Origin of the sequence: Marinobacter adhaerens HP15, assembly GCF_000166295.1 — a bacterium.
GTDB lineage: Bacteria > Pseudomonadota > Gammaproteobacteria > Pseudomonadales > Oleiphilaceae > Marinobacter > Marinobacter adhaerens.
Genome location: NC_017506.1, coordinates 3,043,145 through 3,061,106, shown reverse-complemented (window position 1 = coordinate 3,061,106; position 17,962 = coordinate 3,043,145). Strand labels below are relative to the sequence as shown.

Annotated in this window: 18 protein-coding genes; 9 read left to right on the top strand and 9 right to left on the bottom strand. The window is 57.4% G+C overall.

Features of this window, described 5'->3' with window-relative positions; all coding sequences use genetic code 11:
• Window positions 1–21: 21 nt before the first annotated feature.
• Both HP15_RS14480 and HP15_RS14475 read left to right on the top strand, forming a co-directional pair.
• Entirely contained in the window at window positions 22–414 is a 393-nt protein-coding gene (locus HP15_RS14480) for a hypothetical protein (RefSeq protein WP_169702169.1), read from the top strand.
• 62 nt (window positions 415–476) lie between these two features.
• Window positions 477–899, top strand: a complete 423-nt coding sequence (locus tag HP15_RS14475) for a hypothetical protein (protein ID WP_014578170.1) — start codon at window positions 477–479, stop codon at window positions 897–899.
• 68 nt (window positions 900–967) lie between these two features.
• Here the strand turns inward: HP15_RS14475 and HP15_RS14470 are convergent, their stop codons facing one another.
• The 7 genes from HP15_RS14470 to HP15_RS14440 all read right to left on the bottom strand — a co-directional run bounded on the left by HP15_RS14470 (window position 968) and on the right by HP15_RS14440 (window position 8,177).
• Window positions 968–1,714 carry an amino acid ABC transporter ATP-binding protein gene (locus HP15_RS14470; RefSeq protein ID WP_014578169.1) on the bottom strand — a complete coding sequence of 249 codons (747 nt, stop codon included), beginning with the start codon at window positions 1,712–1,714 and terminating at the stop codon, window positions 968–970.
• Between the two features lie 13 nt (window positions 1,715–1,727).
• Window positions 1,728–2,399, bottom strand: coding sequence for an amino acid ABC transporter permease (locus HP15_RS14465; RefSeq protein ID WP_014578168.1), 672 nt, complete (start codon window positions 2,397–2,399; stop codon window positions 1,728–1,730).
• A 91-nt stretch (window positions 2,400–2,490) separates the two neighbouring features.
• Window positions 2,491–3,249, bottom strand: coding sequence for a transporter substrate-binding domain-containing protein (locus tag HP15_RS14460; RefSeq protein ID WP_008175305.1), 759 nt, complete (start codon window positions 3,247–3,249; stop codon window positions 2,491–2,493).
• A gap of 250 nt (window positions 3,250–3,499) precedes the next feature.
• Entirely contained in the window at window positions 3,500–4,369 is an 870-nt protein-coding gene (metF, locus tag HP15_RS14455; RefSeq protein ID WP_014578167.1) for a methylenetetrahydrofolate reductase [NAD(P)H], read from the bottom strand.
• Window positions 4,370–4,381: 12 nt separating this feature from the next.
• On the bottom strand, window positions 4,382–5,776 hold the full coding sequence (gene ahcY / locus HP15_RS14450) for an adenosylhomocysteinase (protein WP_008175303.1): 1,395 nt from the start codon (window positions 5,774–5,776) through the stop codon (window positions 4,382–4,384).
• A 68-nt stretch (window positions 5,777–5,844) separates the two neighbouring features.
• On the bottom strand, window positions 5,845–7,035 hold the full coding sequence (metK, locus tag HP15_RS14445) for a methionine adenosyltransferase (RefSeq protein WP_008175302.1): 1,191 nt from the start codon (window positions 7,033–7,035) through the stop codon (window positions 5,845–5,847).
• Window positions 7,036–7,184: 149 nt separating this feature from the next.
• Window positions 7,185–8,177, bottom strand: coding sequence for an ArsR/SmtB family transcription factor (locus HP15_RS14440; protein ID WP_227499645.1), 993 nt, complete (start codon window positions 8,175–8,177; stop codon window positions 7,185–7,187).
• 244 nt (window positions 8,178–8,421) lie between these two features.
• Between HP15_RS14440 and tkt the strand changes: the two genes are divergently transcribed.
• The 6 genes from tkt to HP15_RS14410 all read left to right on the top strand — a co-directional run bounded on the left by tkt (window position 8,422) and on the right by HP15_RS14410 (window position 15,258).
• A complete protein-coding gene (tkt, locus tag HP15_RS14435) occupies window positions 8,422–10,422 on the top strand; it encodes a transketolase (protein ID WP_014578165.1) in 2,001 nt (666 codons plus the stop codon).
• On the top strand, window positions 10,422–11,453 hold the full coding sequence (gene gap / locus HP15_RS14430) for a type I glyceraldehyde-3-phosphate dehydrogenase (protein WP_014578164.1): 1,032 nt from the start codon (window positions 10,422–10,424) through the stop codon (window positions 11,451–11,453). Before tkt ends, gap begins: the two co-directional genes overlap by 1 nt.
• Before the next feature lie 29 nt (window positions 11,454–11,482).
• Window positions 11,483–12,643, top strand: a complete 1,161-nt coding sequence (locus tag HP15_RS14425; protein WP_014578163.1) for a phosphoglycerate kinase — start codon at window positions 11,483–11,485, stop codon at window positions 12,641–12,643.
• A 54-nt stretch (window positions 12,644–12,697) separates the two neighbouring features.
• On the top strand, window positions 12,698–13,762 hold the full coding sequence (gene fba, locus HP15_RS14420; RefSeq protein WP_014578162.1) for a class II fructose-bisphosphate aldolase: 1,065 nt from the start codon (window positions 12,698–12,700) through the stop codon (window positions 13,760–13,762).
• A 154-nt stretch (window positions 13,763–13,916) separates the two neighbouring features.
• Window positions 13,917–14,888, top strand: a complete 972-nt coding sequence (locus tag HP15_RS14415; protein ID WP_041645533.1) for a DnaJ C-terminal domain-containing protein — start codon at window positions 13,917–13,919, stop codon at window positions 14,886–14,888.
• 13 nt (window positions 14,889–14,901) lie between these two features.
• A complete protein-coding gene (locus HP15_RS14410) occupies window positions 14,902–15,258 on the top strand; it encodes a chaperone modulator CbpM (RefSeq protein WP_014578160.1) in 357 nt (118 codons plus the stop codon).
• On the opposite strand, the gene HP15_RS14405 is transcribed toward HP15_RS14410, so the two are convergent.
• Window positions 15,243–16,025, bottom strand: coding sequence for a substrate-binding periplasmic protein (locus HP15_RS14405; RefSeq protein WP_014578159.1), 783 nt, complete (start codon window positions 16,023–16,025; stop codon window positions 15,243–15,245). The genes HP15_RS14410 and HP15_RS14405 overlap by 16 nt on opposite strands.
• 69 nt (window positions 16,026–16,094) lie before the next feature.
• On the bottom strand, window positions 16,095–16,271 hold the full coding sequence (locus HP15_RS22390; RefSeq protein WP_014578158.1) for a DUF6435 family protein: 177 nt from the start codon (window positions 16,269–16,271) through the stop codon (window positions 16,095–16,097).
• Between the two features lie 205 nt (window positions 16,272–16,476).
• Here HP15_RS22390 and HP15_RS14400 point away from each other — a divergent pair, with 205 nt between their 5' ends.
• On the top strand, window positions 16,477–17,937 hold the full coding sequence (locus HP15_RS14400; RefSeq protein ID WP_014578157.1) for a DUF5666 domain-containing protein: 1,461 nt from the start codon (window positions 16,477–16,479) through the stop codon (window positions 17,935–17,937).
• The last annotated feature ends 25 nt before the right edge of the window (window positions 17,938–17,962 follow it).

Sequence of the window (17,962 nt, the reverse complement as noted above, 5' to 3'; positions counted from 1 at the left end):
GTATTCGTGAGGTAATTGTTGTTGATTGAGAAACTCACAGTTATTTCAGCGTTCTTGGGGATTGCCTCCATGATAGGCGGCTTACTGGGAATTCTGTTTACAGTGACAGTAGCGTTTTCGAGGATACGCGTGGTAGAGGCCAAGATTGCCGAGCCCGGCGCCTACCTGGATATGACAAAAACTCTGTGGGGCGATGGTCCCTGGGGAAGGTGGATTCGCGCCATGAACGTCTGGTCCTTTTTCACCTATAGGAATCTCCCTGTGATCGGTAGCAAAGTTGCATCGCGAATGGGTGAAGAGGATGGGGCGACGCCAAGGCATTTAAAGCTTTGGGCGCTTATTCCTGTCACCTCTACTTTTGCCTGCGCAATGATATTTACAGTTTCGGCCATTATTATGGTTATTGTTGAGTGAAGAATCGCCTGCTGTAAACAACCCCTTTTCTCTTACACAGCTGAGCTACGAGGCGCGCAACCGTGAGTGAGGAATGGCGAATCTTCGCAGCGTATGTGGTGGCCGGGGGTATCATTCTGAGCTTGTTGTTCATCTTTGTGATCGTGACCACGGGCTTTCGCTATACGGTTTTGATTGAAGCTTGGGTGGAGGCAGGCCCGGACCTTGTTGGTATTTCCGATATGGCCAGCTTGTTGAACTTCTCACGCCAGAACATGCGTAAACTCATTCAAACTCATCTGGCCAGTTTCCCGTTGCCGGTCCATGAGGGCGCGAGTGCGCTCTGGCATCTGGTAGATGTGCTGACCTGGTTCTCCGAAACGCAGAGAAGAGCGATTCCGACTGATTTGATGGGCGTGGCCGGAGTGAGTATGGGCGTGAATCTCGTGAGGGAGGTACGTCGGGTTGATCATCAATTACAGGCCCAGCTGGATAGCATTGCCTGAAATTCCGTTGCGAGACGGGACACGTTCAAGAAAAAGCCCCCGAAGCGGGGGCTGATTGAGTGGTTGCTTCAGTGCGCAAGAACCCGCGAAAGAAACGCCTGGGTGCGTTCGTTCTGCGGGTTATCGAACACATCGTCCGGTTTGCCCTGTTCCACAATCGCACCTTCGTGGATGTAGATCACGCGATCGGCCACTTCACGGGCGAAGCCCATTTCGTGGGTGACGACCATCATGGTCATGCCTTCTTTGGCCAGCTCCCGCATAACATCCAGCACTTCACCGATCATTTCCGGATCGAGTGCTGAGGTGGGTTCATCGAACAGCATCAGGCGAGGTTCCATCGCCAGCGCCCGGGCGATTGCGACCCGCTGTTGCTGTCCGCCGGAAAGCTGACTGGGGTACTTGTCGGCCTGGTTGCCGATGCCTACCCGGTTCAGCAAACGCTCTGCGGTGGCGTTGGCGACGGTTTCGGGAGTCTCTTTGACCTTCTTGGGCGCCAGCATAATGTTTCTCTTCACCGTGAGGTGAGGGAAGAGATTGAACTGCTGGAATACCATCCCCACTTCCTTGCGGATTTCAGCCAGAGCTTTCGGATTGCCGCTCTTGGGCGCGAGCTGCTGGCCGTCCACTTCCAGTGTTCCGGATTCATACTCTTCAAGTCCGTTCACGCAGCGAATCAGGGTGGATTTGCCGGAGCCGCTGGCCCCGATAATAACCACCACTTCGCCCTGTTCAACGGTAAGGTCAATATCTTTAAGGACATGCAGTTTCCCGAAGTACTTGTTCATGCCCTTCATTTTCACAATCTGAGTCATGGGTAACGTTCCTTCAGACAGAAGCCAGTCCGCGCCGCTCAACGAAGCGGAGAATGATGGACAGGGACAGGGTAATGGCCAGGTATAGGATCGCGACCACAAAATACACCTCAAACGCGGTAAAGGTGTTGGCAATATAGATCTGGCCCTGGCGTACCAGTTCGCCCACGCCAATCACCGAGAACAGAGAGGTGTCCTTGATGCTGACGATAGCCTGGTTGCCCAGCGGCGGAATCATCCGGCGGAACGCCTGAGGCCACACGACAGACCAGAAGGTCTGGGTACGGGATAACCCCAGAGAGAGGCCGGCCTCGGTCTGGCCTTTATCGATGGACTGAACACCACCGCGGACTACCTCGGATATGTAGGCGCCGGAGTTCAAAGCGATGGCCGCGATGCCGGCCGTCAAGGGATCAATGGGACCGCCAATCAGGTCGGGCAGGCCGTAGAAAATAAAGAGGACCTGAACCAGGATCGGAGTGCCACGAAAGATTTCGATGTAGGCGGTTGCCGGCCACCGCAGGAACCACTTCTTGTTGATGCTCAGCAGGCCAAAGAAAATGCCCAGAGCAAAACCGATCAGAAGACCGCCGAAGGAAATCAGCAGGGTGTAGGGGATCCCTTTTATCAGAAAAGGGATAGAGTCGATGGCTGCCTGCCAGTCGAACTGAAACTGGAATTCCACAGTGAGAGTCTCCGCAGAGTTTTGGAGTCACGAAGTGCCGGGGCAGTGAAGCCCCGGCAAAGGGAATCAGACCTCTGGGGTCCGGGAGCCCTTACATGCCCTCGGGCATGGGGCCAAACCATTTTTCGTAGATGGTTTTGTAAGTACCATCTTCCTTCATTGCGGCAAGGGCTTCGTTTACATCATCAACCCACTCACTGCCACTCTTGAGGGCGATACCATACTGCTGGCCTTCGTACAGCGGGCCGACGGTTGTCACCTTGCCTTCACCTTTGGTGCGGGCAAAGTAGCCAACGTTTGGCGCATCGTAGAACACTGCGTCAATGGCACGGGACATCAGCGCCATGTACATATCAGAGCTGCCCGGGTAGGGGGTTACACCGTCATCGGCGTCAAGGTTCTTGACCAGGTAGTCATAACTGGTGCTACCAATCTTGGTGCCGATTTTCTTGCCTTCGAGGTCGTCGAATTCGCTAACGTCGTCATTACCCTCGCGAACGAGGATTCGCAGACCCGAGTCGTAGTACGGGTCGGAGAAATCGACGATTTCTTCACGCTCTTCAGTAATCGTGATGCCGGCAATGGCAATGTCGACGTTGCCGGTTTGCAGGGCGGGGATGATGCCGTTGAAGTCCATGGTGTTGAGGTCAATTTCGAAACCTGCACGGTCGGCTACCTCGCGGATGATCTCCATATCGAAACCGATCATCTCACCGGTTTCCTGGTCCATCATTTCAAACGGAACGAAACTCGGGTCAGTGACGACGCGCAGGGTTTCTGCGCTCACGGTTCCTGCGGCAACGGTCAGTGCCAGGCTGGCGCTTACGGTCTTCAGCCACTTCGTGCTCATACATTCTCCTTTTCTTTCTTATGAGGCTCCATTTGCCCGGTAAGGCAAGCCGGACCAATCACTGCTGTTGACGGCGATCTCCGGGGAGCGTTGATGGAACTGCATCACATACACTTTAGACTATTACGCAGATGTACACAGGAAATCAAATGCTTGGCGGGTAGGTCCCGCCGGAGAGGGGAATAAAAAAGGGGCAGATGAAAGTGTTCATCTGCCCCTTTTTTGTTGGGAGAGCGGATAGCACGGTGCCTTAAAACGCAATCTTCTCCCGCTCACTGATGCCCAGATTCTTCCAGATGCTGATGCTGGGCTCTACCTGATTCAGGGTGTAGAAATGCAAGCCCGGCGCGCCTGCTGCCAGGAGCTTCTCGCACATCTCAGTAACCACTTCCTCACCGAACTTGCGGATGGAATCGCTGTCGTCGCCGTAGGCTTCGAGCTGTTTGCGAATCCAGCGAGGAATTTCCGCGCCGCACATGTCGGAGAAACGAACCAGGTTGGAGAAATTGACGATGGGCATGATGCCCGGTACCACCGGAATGGTAACGCCCATTTTCTCCAGCCGGTCGATGAAGTAGAAGTAGCTGTCTGCATTAAAGAAGTACTGGGTGATGGCGCTGTTCGCACCGGCCTGAACCTTGCGGGCAAAGTTCTTCAGATCTTCTTCGGCGTTGCGGGCCTGAGGATGAAACTCAGGGTACGCGGCTACTTCCAGGTTAAAGGTATCGCCGCTGTGCTCGCGGATAAACTCCACCAGCTCGTTGGCATAGCGCAGCTCACCGGCGGCTCCCATACCCGAGGGCATGTCGCCCCGCAGGGCGACAATCCGGTTGATTCCGTGCTCCCGGTACAGATCCAGCAGCTCCCCGATTTCCTGGCGGGTGCCCCCGACGCAGGAAAGGTGAGGTGCCGTGGAAATGCCCTGGCTATGCAGGTTGAGCACGGTCTCGATGGTACGGTCCCGGGTGGAACCACCGGCGCCGAAGGTAACCGAGAAAAAGTCCGGGTTCACCTCGGCCAGCTGGTTGCGCACGTTCTGCAGCTTTTCCTTGCCCTGGTCGGTCTTGGGCGGGAAAAACTCAAAGCTGAAACGGCGCTTGAACTGTTTCTGGGATTGCATCTGTTTACCCGATCAGTACTTGTAGCTTTCTGGCTTGTACGGGCCTTCGACCGGTACACCAATGTATTTGGCCTGCTCCGGCGTCATCTTGGTGATAACACCACCAAAGCCTTCCACCATGGCCCGAGCCACTTCCTCATCCAGGTGCTTGGGCAGAACCTGAACGTATACGCCTTTCTCGCGGGCATCTTCCGGCAGATCGGCGAACTTGCGCTCGAACAGGTACATCTGGGCCAGAACCTGGTTGGCAAAGGAGCCATCCATGATCCGTGACGGGTGACCGGTGGCGTTGCCCAGATTCACCAGGCGGCCTTCGGACAGCAGGATCAGGTGGTCGTTGGTGGCCTTGTCGCGGTACACCACGTGCACCTGCGGCTTCACCTCGTCCCATTCCCAGTTCTTGCGCATGTAGGCGGTATCGATCTCGTTGTCGAAGTGACCGATGTTGCACACCACAGCACCGCTTTTCAGGGCTTTGAGCATGTGCGCGTCGCACACGTTCATGTTGCCGGTGGTGGTGACCAGCAGATCGGTGTTCTGCAGCAGGTCGCGGTTCACGGCAGACTCGGTACCGGTGTTCACGCCGTCAATGTACGGAGACACAACTTCGAATCCGTCCATGCAGGCTTGCATGGCACAGATGGGGTCGGCCTCGGTCACTTTTACAATCATGCCTTCCTGGCGCAGGGAAGCAGCAGAGCCCTTGCCTACATCACCATAGCCAATCACCAGGGCTTTCTTGCCTGCCATCAGGTGGTCGGTAGCGCGCTTGATGGCGTCATTCAGGCTGTGGCGACAACCGTATTTGTTGTCGTTCTTGGCCTTGGTGACCGCGTCGTTCACGTTGATGGCCGGCACCTTCAGAGTGCCCTCGCGCAGCATTTCCTGCAGACGATGCACACCGGTGGTGGTTTCTTCGGTCACGCCGTGGCAGTTAGCCAGGATTTCCGGGTACTTCTCATGGAGCAGGGCGGTCAGATCGCCGCCGTCGTCCAGAATCATGTTCGGTTCCCAGCCGTCTACATCGGCTCCGACCGTACGCTCCAGGCACCAGTCGTACTCTTCGTCGGTTTCGCCCTTCCAGGCAAACACGGGAATGCCCTGCGCGGCGATGGCGGCCGCGGCCTGGTCCTGGGTGGAGAAGATGTTGCACGAGGACCAGCGCACGTTCGCACCCAGTTCAATCAGCGTCTCGATCAACACGGCGGTCTGGATGGTCATGTGGATACAGCCCATCACATTGGCGCCTTTCAGCGGCTGCTCGGCTTTGTATTTCTCGCGGAGCTTCATCAGGGCCGGCATTTCGCCTTCAGCGATGTTGATTTCCTTGCGGCCCCAGCCGGCCAGGGAAATATCGCGAACTTTGTAGTCGTCAAAGCTGTTCAGCTTTTCTGCGGGAGTGCTCATGGTGTTCTCCTGTCAGTTCAATCAGTTTGGCTTGGGCGTATGCCTGATGACATACGCCCGAAATCGGTTTAGATACCAGCAGCATCCTTCAGGGCCGCGGCGCGATCGGTCTTCTCCCACGGGAAGGCGGTAAAGGTTTTGCCGCCAACCGTCATTTCATAGGGGTCGCGACCGAAGTGGCCGTAGGCGGCTGTTGCCCGATACATCGGATGCAGCAGGTCAAGCATGTTGGTAATCGCATACGGGCGCAGATCGAAGTTCTGGCGCACCAGTTCAATGATCTTGTCGTCGCTGATCTTGCCGGTTCCGAAGGTGTTCAGGGAGATCGACGTCGGTTGGGCTACGCCGATGGCGTAGGACACCTGGATCTCGCACTTGTCGGCCAGGCCGGCGGCGACGATGTTCTTGGCTACGTAACGGCCGGCGTAAGCGGCAGAGCGGTCAACCTTGGACGGATCCTTACCGGAGAACGCACCACCACCGTGGCGCGCCATACCGCCGTAGGTGTCGACGATGATCTTGCGGCCGGTCAGGCCACAGTCACCAACGGGGCCACCGATCACGAACTTGCCGGTCGGGTTGATGTGGAACTGGGTGTCCTTGTGCAGCAGCTCGGGCGGCAAGGCGTGCTTGACGATCAGTTCCATCACCGCTTCTTTCAGGTCTTCCTGGGTCACGTCTTCATCGTGCTGGGTGGACAGAACCACGGCGTCGATACCGGCAACCCGGCCGTTTTCGTAGCGGCAGGTCACCTGGCTCTTGGCGTCCGGGCGCAGCCACGGCAGCAGGCCGCTCTTGCGGGCCTCGGCCTGGCGCTGCACCAGACGGTGAGAGAAAGTGATCGGCGCCGGCATGAGTACGTCGGTTTCGTTGCTGGCATAGCCGAACATCAGGCCCTGATCGCCGGCACCCTGGTCTTCAGGCTTCTTGCGATCAACGCCTTGGGCGATATCGACGGACTGCTTGCCGATAATGTTGATGATGCCGCAGGTGTCGCCGTCGTAGCCCACTTTCGAGGAGGTGTAGCCGATGTCCTTGATGACACCGCGCACCAGGTCTTCCAGATCCACCCAGGCGCTGGTGGTGATCTCACCGCCAACGATGGCCACACCGGTTTTTACCATGGTCTCGCAGGCAACGCGGGCATGGGGATCGTCGGTCAGGATGGCATCCAGCACGGCATCAGAGATCTGGTCTGCCAGTTTGTCCGGATGGCCTTCAGAGACCGATTCGGAAGTGAAGATGTTGTAGTCAGCCATAGCGCATGCTCCTCTGTGAGCGATTCAAATTCAGGCCGGTAAGCGGTTTTCTTAAAGCGCTTTCCGGTATCCGGTTTGTTGGTCTGTGTGAGGATACGTAAAACTACGTATCCGTATATCAAAATTTGTTGATATTGCGATCCAGGTCGTCAAATCTGACCGCTGTGTTTCCAGAATTCCCGAACCTGGATCTGGAACCCGTTCCGCAAGCCGATAAACAGCTGTTCTCCGGCAACCAGGCCGGCGTCCGCGGCCCAGGTGGTAAGCTCTTCCGGCTCAAACCCGAGCCAGAGATCACCGCAGTTTGCTTTTGCCCAGTCCTGGTCGTGACTACAGAGGTCGCTGATTACGAAGCAGCCACCGTTGTTCATCAACGCCGCGGCATCGAGGAAGATGTCAGCGGGGCTGGGCACGTGATGCAGAACCATATTCGCAACGACCAGGTCGAAGGCGTCGCCCCTGGCCAGCAGGGTGTCGGTAACACCTTCTATCAGGTCGATGTTGTTCAGCCGTTCGTCAATGCAGGTGCGGGTGGCCTTGGCCAGCATGTCCCGGCTGTTATCCAGGGCAACCACATGCCCACAAAGCTCTGCCAGAACCGGCAGGAAGGCACCTTCGCCGGGGCCGATTTCCAGTGCGGCCTGCCATTGATGTTTGCGGGACCGTTTGCGGATCATTTCCGCGACCGGCTCTGCGTAAAGATCAAAAGCGGCGATCAGTTCCTGCTGCTCGCGGAACTGCTCCGCATGCCGGGCGAAGAAAGCCTGGGACTGGTCTGCGCGCTGTGTGCGGATGGCCTCAATGCGCTCCTGCAGATGTGGTGGCAGTGGCACCCGGTCTACCGCTTCAAATATCTGTCGGATGGTCTGGTCGGTTGGCTTGTCGCTGTCCAGGTGCAGCGGGCGACGATAGAAAATTGCATTGCCTTCACGCTGGGGCTCAAGCAGACCAGCCTTGTTCATTACCTTCAGGTGGTGACTCATGCCGGACTGGCGCATATCAAACAACTGGCTGAGCTCCAGAACTCCGAACGTATCCCGTCTCAACACACGCAGAATCTCCAGGCGCAACGGATCCCCGCCTGCTTTGAAGATCGGGGCCAATGCGTCCACGGAGGACAGGTTGTCGGCGTGTGTGTTCATGGATGTCATGGAAACGAAGTGTAGGGGGCTTCGGGTGGTCAATCAATAGGCATATCAAAAAATTTTGATATAGGTTTATCGTTCTTTGAAATCAGACCTTTCGGAAATCCACAGGCAAACAATCGTGAAACAGGCACATGCCGATTTGCCCCGGCACACACTAATCGGCGAAAATACGCGCCTCATTTTGATCGCCCTTTAATCACTACGAATTCTTTTCCTGCAAAACACTGGAGAAACGTCAATGCCGTCTCGTAAAGATCTCGCCAACGCCATTCGCGCGCTGAGCATGGATGCGGTTCAGAAAGCCAAGTCCGGCCACCCGGGTGCGCCCATGGGTATGGCGGATATCGCCGAGGTACTGTGGAACGATTACCTGAGCCACAACCCGGCCAACCCTCAGTGGGCCAACCGGGACCGCTTCGTGCTGTCCAACGGTCACGGCTCCATGCTGCAGTATTCCCTGCTGCACCTGAGCGGTTACGACGTTTCCATCGACGACATCAAGAATTTCCGTCAGCTGCACTCCAAGACCCCGGGCCATCCCGAATATGGCTACACCCCGGGCATTGAAACGACCACCGGCCCCCTCGGCCAGGGCATTGCCAACGCCGTTGGTTTCGCCATTGCCGAGAAGTCCCTGGCAGCGCAGTTCAACCGTCCGGGCCACGAGATTGTTGATCACTACACCTATGCGTTCCTCGGCGACGGCTGCCTCATGGAAGGTATCTCCCACGAAGTGGCTTCCCTGTCAGGCACCCTGGGCCTCGGCAAGCTTGTGTTCTTCTACGACGACAACGGCATCTCCATCGATGGCGAAGTTGACGGCTGGTTTACTGATAACACCCCGCAGCGTTTCGAGTCATACGGCTGGCAGGTGATTCCCGCAGTCGACGGCCACGACGCCGACGCCATTCGCGCCGCAATCGAAGCCGCTCGCGCCAACACCGAGCAGCCCACGCTGATCTGCTGCAAGACCATCATCGGCTTCGGTTCCCCGAACAAACAGGGCAAGGAAAGCTGTCACGGTGCCCCCCTGGGTGACGACGAAATCACCCTGACCCGCGAGCAGTTGGGCTGGCAGCATGGCCCGTTCGAAATCCCGGCCGACATTGCCAGTGCCTGGAATGCCCGTGAAAAAGGTGCCGCTGCCCAGTCCGAGTGGGAGCAGAATTTTGCCGCCTACGAAAAGGCGGAGCCGGAACTGGCGGCTGAGTTCAAGCGCCGCATGGCTGGCGACCTGCCTGCCGACTTTGCCGAGAAGGCCCAGGCATACATCCAGGAGTGCCAGGACAAGGCCGAGACTGTGGCTTCCCGCAAGGCTTCCCAGAACACTCTGAACGCCTACGGCCCGCTGCTGCCGGAACTGATGGGCGGCTCTGCCGACCTGGCCGGCTCCAACCTGACCATCTGGTCTGGCTCCAAGGGGCTGACCAAGGAAGATGCCAGCGGTAACTACATCTACTACGGCGTTCGTGAATTCGGCATGGCCGCCATCATGAACGGGATTGCCCTGCACGGTGGTTTCGTACCCTACGGCGCAACCTTCCTGATCTTCATGGAATATTGCCGCAACGCCGTGCGCATGGCTGCGCTGATGAAGCAGCGTTCCATCTTCGTGTTCACCCACGACTCCATCGGCCTGGGCGAAGACGGCCCGACACACCAGCCGATCGAGCAGATGGCGAGCTTGCGTACCACGCCCAACATGAGCATGTGGCGTCCGGCGGATACTGTTGAATCTGCAGTGGCCTGGAAAGCAGCTCTTGAGCGCACCGATGGCCCGACCGCGATGGTCTTCTCCCGTCAGGGGCTGCCGGCACAGCCGCGCGATGCCCAACAGTTGGCGGACGTAGCCAAGGGCGCGTATATCCTGTCAGACAGCGAAGGCACGCCGGACCTGATCCTGATTGCCACCGGCTCCGAAGTCGGCCTGGCGCAGGATGCGGCTGGCCAGCTTCGTGATCAGGGCAAGAACGTGCGCGTGGTTTCCATGCCGTCCACGGACGTGTTCGATGCCCAGAGCGCCGAGTACAAGCAGCAGGTCCTGCCGCTGGATGTGACCAACCGCATCGCCATTGAAGCCGGCATTGCCGATTACTGGTACAAGTACGTTGGCCTGGACGGTCGCATCATCGGCATGACCACCTTCGGTGAGTCCGCGCCGGCCGGTGAGCTGTTCAAGGAATTCGGCTTTACCGTCGACAATGTCCTGGAAGTGGCTGCTGAGCTTCTGGACGCCTGATGACGGACTCTGCGCCTTTTCGTGTCGCCATCAACGGGTACGGCCGAATCGGCCAGTGCGTGTTGCGTGCGCTTTATGAAAACGGCTTCCGCGACCACCTTCAGGTGGTCGCGATCAACGAGTTGTCGGATATCGACACCATTGCCCACCTGACCCGATACGATTCCACCCACGGGCGTTTCCAGGGTGACATTTCGGTTTCGGGTCAGGACCTGATGGTCAATGGCGATGCCATCCGCGTATTGAGTCACGCTGACCCGGCAGAGCTGCCCTGGCGCCTGCTTGATGTCGATCTGGTGCTGGAATGTTCCGGCGCCTTCTCGGATCGTGCTACGGCCGAGAAGCACATCGATTCCGGGGCCAGACGCCTGCTCTTCTCGCAGCCGGCCGAGTCCGATGTGGACCGCACCGTTGTCTACGGGGTCAACCACGCTGATCTCACACCGGAAGACGTGATCGTTGCAGCCGCCTCCTGCACCACCAACTGCCTGGTGCCTGTGATCAAGGTGCTGGACGACGCCTTTGGCGTGCAGCAGGGCAGTACCACCACGATTCACGCGGCCATGAATGACCAGCCGGTTATCGATGCCTACCACCACCAGGATTTGCGACGAACCCGCAGCGCCCTGCACAACATTGTTCCGGTGGAAACCGGTCTTGCGAAAGGTATTGAGCGGTTGCTGCCGAGCATGGAAGGCAAGTTCAGTTCGGTCGCCATGCGGGTGCCGACCATGAATGTCTCCGCCATCGACATGGTGGTGAATGTGGGCAAAGCCACCGACGTGGCAGCGGTGAACAACCTGTTAGAAGAGGCCGCCAACGGTCCGTTAAAGAGCATACTCGGCTATACCGACGAACTACTGGCCAGCTCCGACTTCAACCACGACGCCCATTCCGGCGTGGTGGATGGCGGCCAGACCCGGGTCACCGGGGGCACCATGGTGAAAGTGCTGTGTTGGTTCGATAATGAGTGGGGGTTCGCGAACCGGATGCTCGATGTCAGCAAAAGCTGGTTAACCAAACATTCTTAATCTGAAATTTTGTTGAAGGGACGAACGTTATGGCCATCAAGAGAATGACCGACCTTAACCTCGCCGGTAAGCGAGTGCTGATCCGCGAAGATTTGAACGTGCCGGTCAAGGACGGCAAAGTCTCCAGTGATGCGCGCATTCGCGCGTCACTGCCCACCATCAAGGCGGCTAAAGACGCGGGCGCCAAAGTCATGCTGATGTCCCATCTGGGCCGTCCGGAAGAAGGCGTTTACGACGAAGCCTCCTCCATGAAGCCCGTTGCTGATCACCTGACCAAAGTCCTCGGCCAGGAAGTTCGCTTGATCAAGGACTACCTGGACGGCGTTGAAGTCGCTGATGGCGAAGTCGTCCTGTTCGAGAACGTGCGCTTCAACAAAGGCGAAAAGAAAGACAACGAAGACCTCGCGAAGAAGTACGCGGCCCTGTGCGACGTCTACGTCATGGACGCCTTCGGCACGGCGCACCGCGCCCAGGCCTCCACCCACGGCGTGGCCAGATTCGCCCCCGAGGCCTGTGCTGGCCCGCTGCTGGCGGCCGAGCTTGAAGCTCTTGGTAAAGCCCTGGACAACCCGGCCAAACCGGTGGTTGCCATCGTTGGCGGCTCCAAGGTTTCTACCAAACTGGACGTGCTCAACGCCCTTGAGAAAGTGTGTGACTCCATCATCGTGGGCGGCGGCATCGCCAACACCTTCCTGGCCGCGGCCGGTCACCCGGTCGGCAAATCGCTATGCGAACACGACCTGATCGACACCGCCAAAGAGATCGCCAGTCGCGTTGAAATCCCGCTGCCGGTAGACGTGGTTGTTGCCAGCGAGTTCGCCGAAACCGCCACCGCAACGGTCAAGAACATCTCCGACGTCACCGAGGACGACATGATTCTCGATGTGGGCCCTGAGACCGCGGGCGAATTCGCTGAACTGCTGAAAAACGCCAAAACCATCCTCTGGAACGGCCCGGTTGGCGTTTTCGAATTCGATCAGTTCGGCAATGGCACTAAAGCGCTGGCCGAAGCAATTGCCGAAAGTGACGCCTTCTCCCTCGCCGGCGGTGGTGATACCGTCGCCGCCGTTGACAAGTACGGCGTTGCTGACAAAATCTCGTATATCTCCACCGGTGGTGGCGCGTTCCTGGAATTCGTAGAAGGAAAGACGCTTCCGGCAGTAGCGGTGCTGGAAGAACGCGGCGCGTAACGAGTTACTGAAAGAATCCAACTATCCCCAAAGTCCAAATGAAGGAGACGACCCATGGCCCTGATTTCGATGCGGCAAATGCTGGATCACGCCGCCGAGCATGGTTACGGTGTGCCAGCCTTTAACGTCAACAACCTGGAACAGATGCGCGCCATCATGGAAGCCGCCGACAGAACCGACTCGCCGGTGATTGTCCAGGCTTCCGCCGGTGCCCGTAAGTACGCCGGTGCGCCATTTCTGCGCCATCTGATCCTGGCGGCCATTGAGGAATTCCCGCACATCCCGGTGGTCATGCACCAGGACCACGGCACCAGCCCCTCCGTGTGCCAGCGCTCCATCCAGCTGGGCTTCAGCTCCGTGATGATGGACGGTTCCCTCGGTGAAGACGGTAAAACCCCCACCGACTACGAATACAACGTCGACGTTACCCGTCGCACCGTTGAAATGGCCCACGCCTGCGGTGTCTCCGTAGAAGGCGAGCTGGGTTGCCTGGGTTCTCTCGAAACCGGCCAGGCCGGTGAAGAAGACGGCATCGGTGCGGAAGGTACCCTGGATCACAGCCAGATGCTGACCGACCCGGAAGAAGCGGCGGACTTCGTCAAGAAAACCCACGTTGATGCCCTGGCCATCGCCATCGGCACCAGCCACGGCGCCTACAAGTTTACCCGTCCGCCCACAGGCGACATCCTGGCCATCGACCAGATCAAAGCCATCCACGCCCGCATCCCGGACACCCACCTGGTTATGCACGGCTCCAGCTCCGTACCCCAGGAGTGGCTGAAGATCATCAACGAATACGGTGGCGAGATTCCGGAAACCTACGGTGTACCGGTCGAAGAAATCGTAGAGGGCATCAAGCACGGCGTGCGTAAGGTCAACATCGATACCGACCTGCGTCTCGCCAGCACTGGTGCTGTCCGTCGCTTCCTGGCTGAAAACCCGGCCGAGTTCGACCCGCGCAAATTCCTCAAGGAAACCATGAAGGCCATGACCGACGTGTGCATCGCACGCTACGAAGCCTTCGGTTGTGCCGGCAACGCCAGCAAGATCAAGCCGGTGAACCTTGAGCGCATGTTCGAGCGTTACGCCTCCGGTGAGCTGGATCCGAAAGTTAAGTAAGTTCTGTTATTCATTTGGGGCGGATCTCCGCCCCAAATGCCTGACCCACCTCAAGTACGAACGACCTTCCCCTTGTAATTTCCCCAATCTCATCAAATATAGTGGTTAGTAAGCGGGCATACGCCCAGCAGAATAACCAGTGGTGAGGATCCTGATGGACTTCAAAGACTATTACGCCGTACTCGGTGTGAGTGAGTCTGCCTCTGCCGAGGAGATAAAAAAAGCCTACCGAAAGCTGGCACGGAAATACCATCCGGATGTCAGTAAGGAAGAGGACGCCGACACCAAATTCAAGGAAGTGGGTGAAGCCTACGAGGTACTGAAAGATCCCGAGAAGCGCGCGGAGTACGACCAGCTGCGTAAATACGGCGCCAGGGCGGATGGTTCTTTCGAGCCGCCTCCGGGTTGGCAAAGCGGTGCCGGTTTCGGTGGCGGAGGTTATACCGATGCCGACGCGCGCCAGTTCAGCGACTTCTTCGAGGAGATATTCGGAGGTGGCCGGCAGGGCGGTTTCTCCGGGGGCTACGGTGGTGGCGGTTTCCGCCAGAACATGAGAATGCGCGGTGAGGATGTGCATGCGAGGCTCGCCCTGTTCCTCGAAGAAGCGTTTCACGGCTGTGAAAAGCAGGTTTCTTTTGCGGTACATGAGGCCGATGAGCATGGCCGGGTGATGCCGCGGCAAAAGACCCTGAAAGTGAAGATTCCCGCAGGCATGCGCGAGGGCCAGCATATTCGCCTCAAAGGCCAGGGGGCGCCGGGCGTTGGTGGCGGAGAACCAGGCGATCTGTTCATTGAAGTGGAGCTGGCACCCCATCCGCATTTCACGGTGGAGGGCCGGGACGTATTGGTCACGGTTCCGATCGCCCCCTGGGAGGCCGCTCTGGGGGCAACGGTGACCGTGCCAACGATTGGCTCAAAGGTGAATGTGAAGGTGCCGAAGGGCTCCACCAGTGGACGGAAGCTGCGCCTCAAGGGTAAGGGTTTCCCGGGCAAGCACCCGGGCGATCAGATTGTCATCCTGCAGATTGCCATGCCCGAGAAACACAGCCCTGAGGCCGAAAAGCTCTACGAGCAGCTGGCCGAGGCCGAGAAGCAATTCAATCCACGCAGCAAGCTTCACGTGTGAGCGGGAGTAAGGTATGAGCAATAAAGATCATGTGCTGACGGTAGAGGTACTTGACCAGAGTGGCAGCACCTTCACCCTGCGTGAAATCTGCGAACGTGGCGAGTGCCACGCAGAGTTCGTTATCAAACTGGTCAATTTCGGCATCATCGCCCCGTTGGAAGATTTGCCCGAGACCGTTCACTGGCAGTTCGACATTGCGGCCCTCAGCCGGCTGCGCAAGGCCCGGAGACTGCAAAGGGATCTGAAAATGAATCTGCCGGGGCTGGCCATGTCGCTGGAACTGCTGGATGAAGTTGAAACCATGCGCAGGAAGGTCGCGCGCCTGGAACAGCGGCTGGCCCAGCTGTCTCCGGATCAGGGCACTGGCTGAGCGCTGAAAATCCTTTCGAGGGTGCCTTCATCGCGCATGTGGGCGATGGCCTGGTTGAAACGTTCCAGCTCGAAGATCACGGGTGATGCCTTGGACAGCCCTATATAAAACGGTAGGGCTTCGAAAGGGCCATCTGCGTAAGTAAGCCGCTGTCGCAAATCGGGGAATTCAACCATCGAAAATTCGGCTGCAGGTTTGTTAACCAGGAATACGTCTATACGTCCCAGGTCGAGGCGCCGGAGGTTGCTCAATATGTTCGGCGCTTCTTCAACCACAAGATCGAATTCATCAACGGCTTGGTTGAACCTTTCACCGTAGTTGAACCCGGCTGTTACACCGATACGAACACCCTTGAAGTCGGCAAAGCTTTCAAAGCTGTGACCGAAACGCCTGTCTGCCTGATGCCAGACCAGGTTTTTATCTTCATGAACGGAGTCGGTAAATGTCAGGTAGGCTGCCCGTTCATCGTTCCGGGTCAGCAGCATGACGCCGTCGTAGTCGCCGGTTTCTGCCCACAACAGACAGCGTTTCCACGGTAACAGCTTCAGCTGGAAATCGACGTCCAGCCTTTCTCCGAGTTCCTTAAATAACTCGACGGCAATACCGCCTTCGGGCACAGAGTCAATCTCTCCCAGTGTGTAGGGGGCCCAGGGATCTTCGCAGAACCTGAGCTGCTCGCGCTGCTCAGCCGAAGCGGACTGGGCGAAAAACATCAGGGCTGCAAACGTTAACAGGAACCCTGTAAAGACACCCGGGAGAACTTTCATGGTTATGCCAATTTGCCAGTTGCGCTTTTGATGACAAATTGTAGAACCTGGTGGACTTCTATGCTGCTGTTATTTTTCCTGTGAAGAAAGCCGTTGTATCTCGGCGTAGATTTTCTCGGCCTCCTCCATGAGGGTTCCGTGAGTTCTCAGATCGCCATTGCGCTGGGCATCCAGTGCCTTGGCGAGCTTCGCCTCGTATTGTTTCTGCAGTTTTTTCTTCGGATCGCCTTTCAAAAATCCCAACATCGTAATGAACCTGTTTTGGTTTAACGTTCAAAGATTTACGTTTTTTGCTCCATAAAGTTCACAAAATTTTCATGATCAAAAACTGGACAGCCAAAAATAATGGGATTAAATTCCCAAATAAATATATGGGAAAAAATTCCCAATTTATTGCCGGGCGCTAAGACGTGGTCGCCCGGGGACGCAACAACAAGCCTGGAGAAGAACGATGAATCGCAAACCTTTAGCAATTGCAGTGAAACTGGCCATGACCGGCGCTCTTGCTGGCGCGCTCGCCGCTTGCGGAGGCGGTGGCTCTGGAGACGCCTCAACAAGTGATGCTTCATCGGGGACCAGTGTCGGGGCGGTATCCGGTTTCGGCAGTGTTTACGTGAACGGTACCCGCTTTGAGACCAACGGCCGCGTTAGCAGCGACGATGGCCTGGAACGCGAGGATCAGCTCGAAAAGGGCATGATCCTCAAAGTTGAGGGCGATTGGGATGACAGTGGTCAGGGGCGGGCGGACAAAGTCAGTTATGACGATACCCTGCGCGGGCCGATTTCCGGCATGAGTTGGGATGAGGTTACCCGCACCGGAACTCTGACCATGCTTGGCCAGAGTATTGCCCTGGATGGCAAAACCGTCTTCCGCGGCGCAACACCAACGGCCCTTACCGACAATCCCCAGGGCTATCGTGTAAGGGTCAGCGCCTGGCGCCTTGAGGATGGCAGCTTCCGGGCAAGCTTTGTGGGTGCCCGGGCCATTGGCCTGGAATTCGATGACAACAACGAAGTAGAAATTGAAGGCGTTGTTGCCGATCTGGACACAAGCGCCCAGACCTTCACCATCAACGGTTTCCTGGTTGATTACACCAGCGCTGTCGGCGATGACGGCTTCTCCCTGGACGATCTGGCAAACGGAATCGTGGTGGAAGTGGAAGGCTACCTGGACGGCAACACCATCATGGCCGAGGAGATCGATGATGAGGACGACCTCTTCGACGATGATGACGATGTCGAAATCTCCGGAAGCATTTATGACTATGACGCTGCTAGCGGACAGTTCTCGGTGAATGGGGTGCGCGTCCAGATTGATGGTGGCACCGAGTTCGACGATCTCCGCGAAAGCAGCCTTGCAGACGGCCTGTTTGTGAAAGTGGAAGGGGATTTCCGCAATGGCGTCCTGGTGGCTGAAGAGATCGAAGGCCGGGATTCCGATGCCGAGCTGGATGGTCGCATCGAGTCTCTTGATCTGACCAATGAAACCATGGTCGTCAGTGGCGTCCAGGTCCAGCTGACCGGCAATACCCTGATTGATGACGACGACGATGACGAAGATGACCGTCGCAGTCGCGTCCAGGACATCCAGAGCCTGCAGGTGGGAGACTATCTCGAAATTGAAGGTCGCCAACAGAGCAGTGACGGCGGATTCCTCGAGGCCATCAGCATTGAACGCGAAGATGACGACGACGATGACGATTTTGAGCTCGAGGCACGGGTGAGTGCCATCGGAGCCGATTCCATCACCATCATGAATCTTGAGGTGCTTCGCAATGGCTACAGCCTGTCCGGCGCACAGGTTGGTGATGAAGTGGAAATCGGGTACCGCCAGACCAGTGGTGGCTTGTATGAGCTGACCGAGAATGTCGAGGTCGACGACAGCAATGACGACAGTGACAGCGATGATTGATCAGTGAACCGCCGGAGCGGGCCGG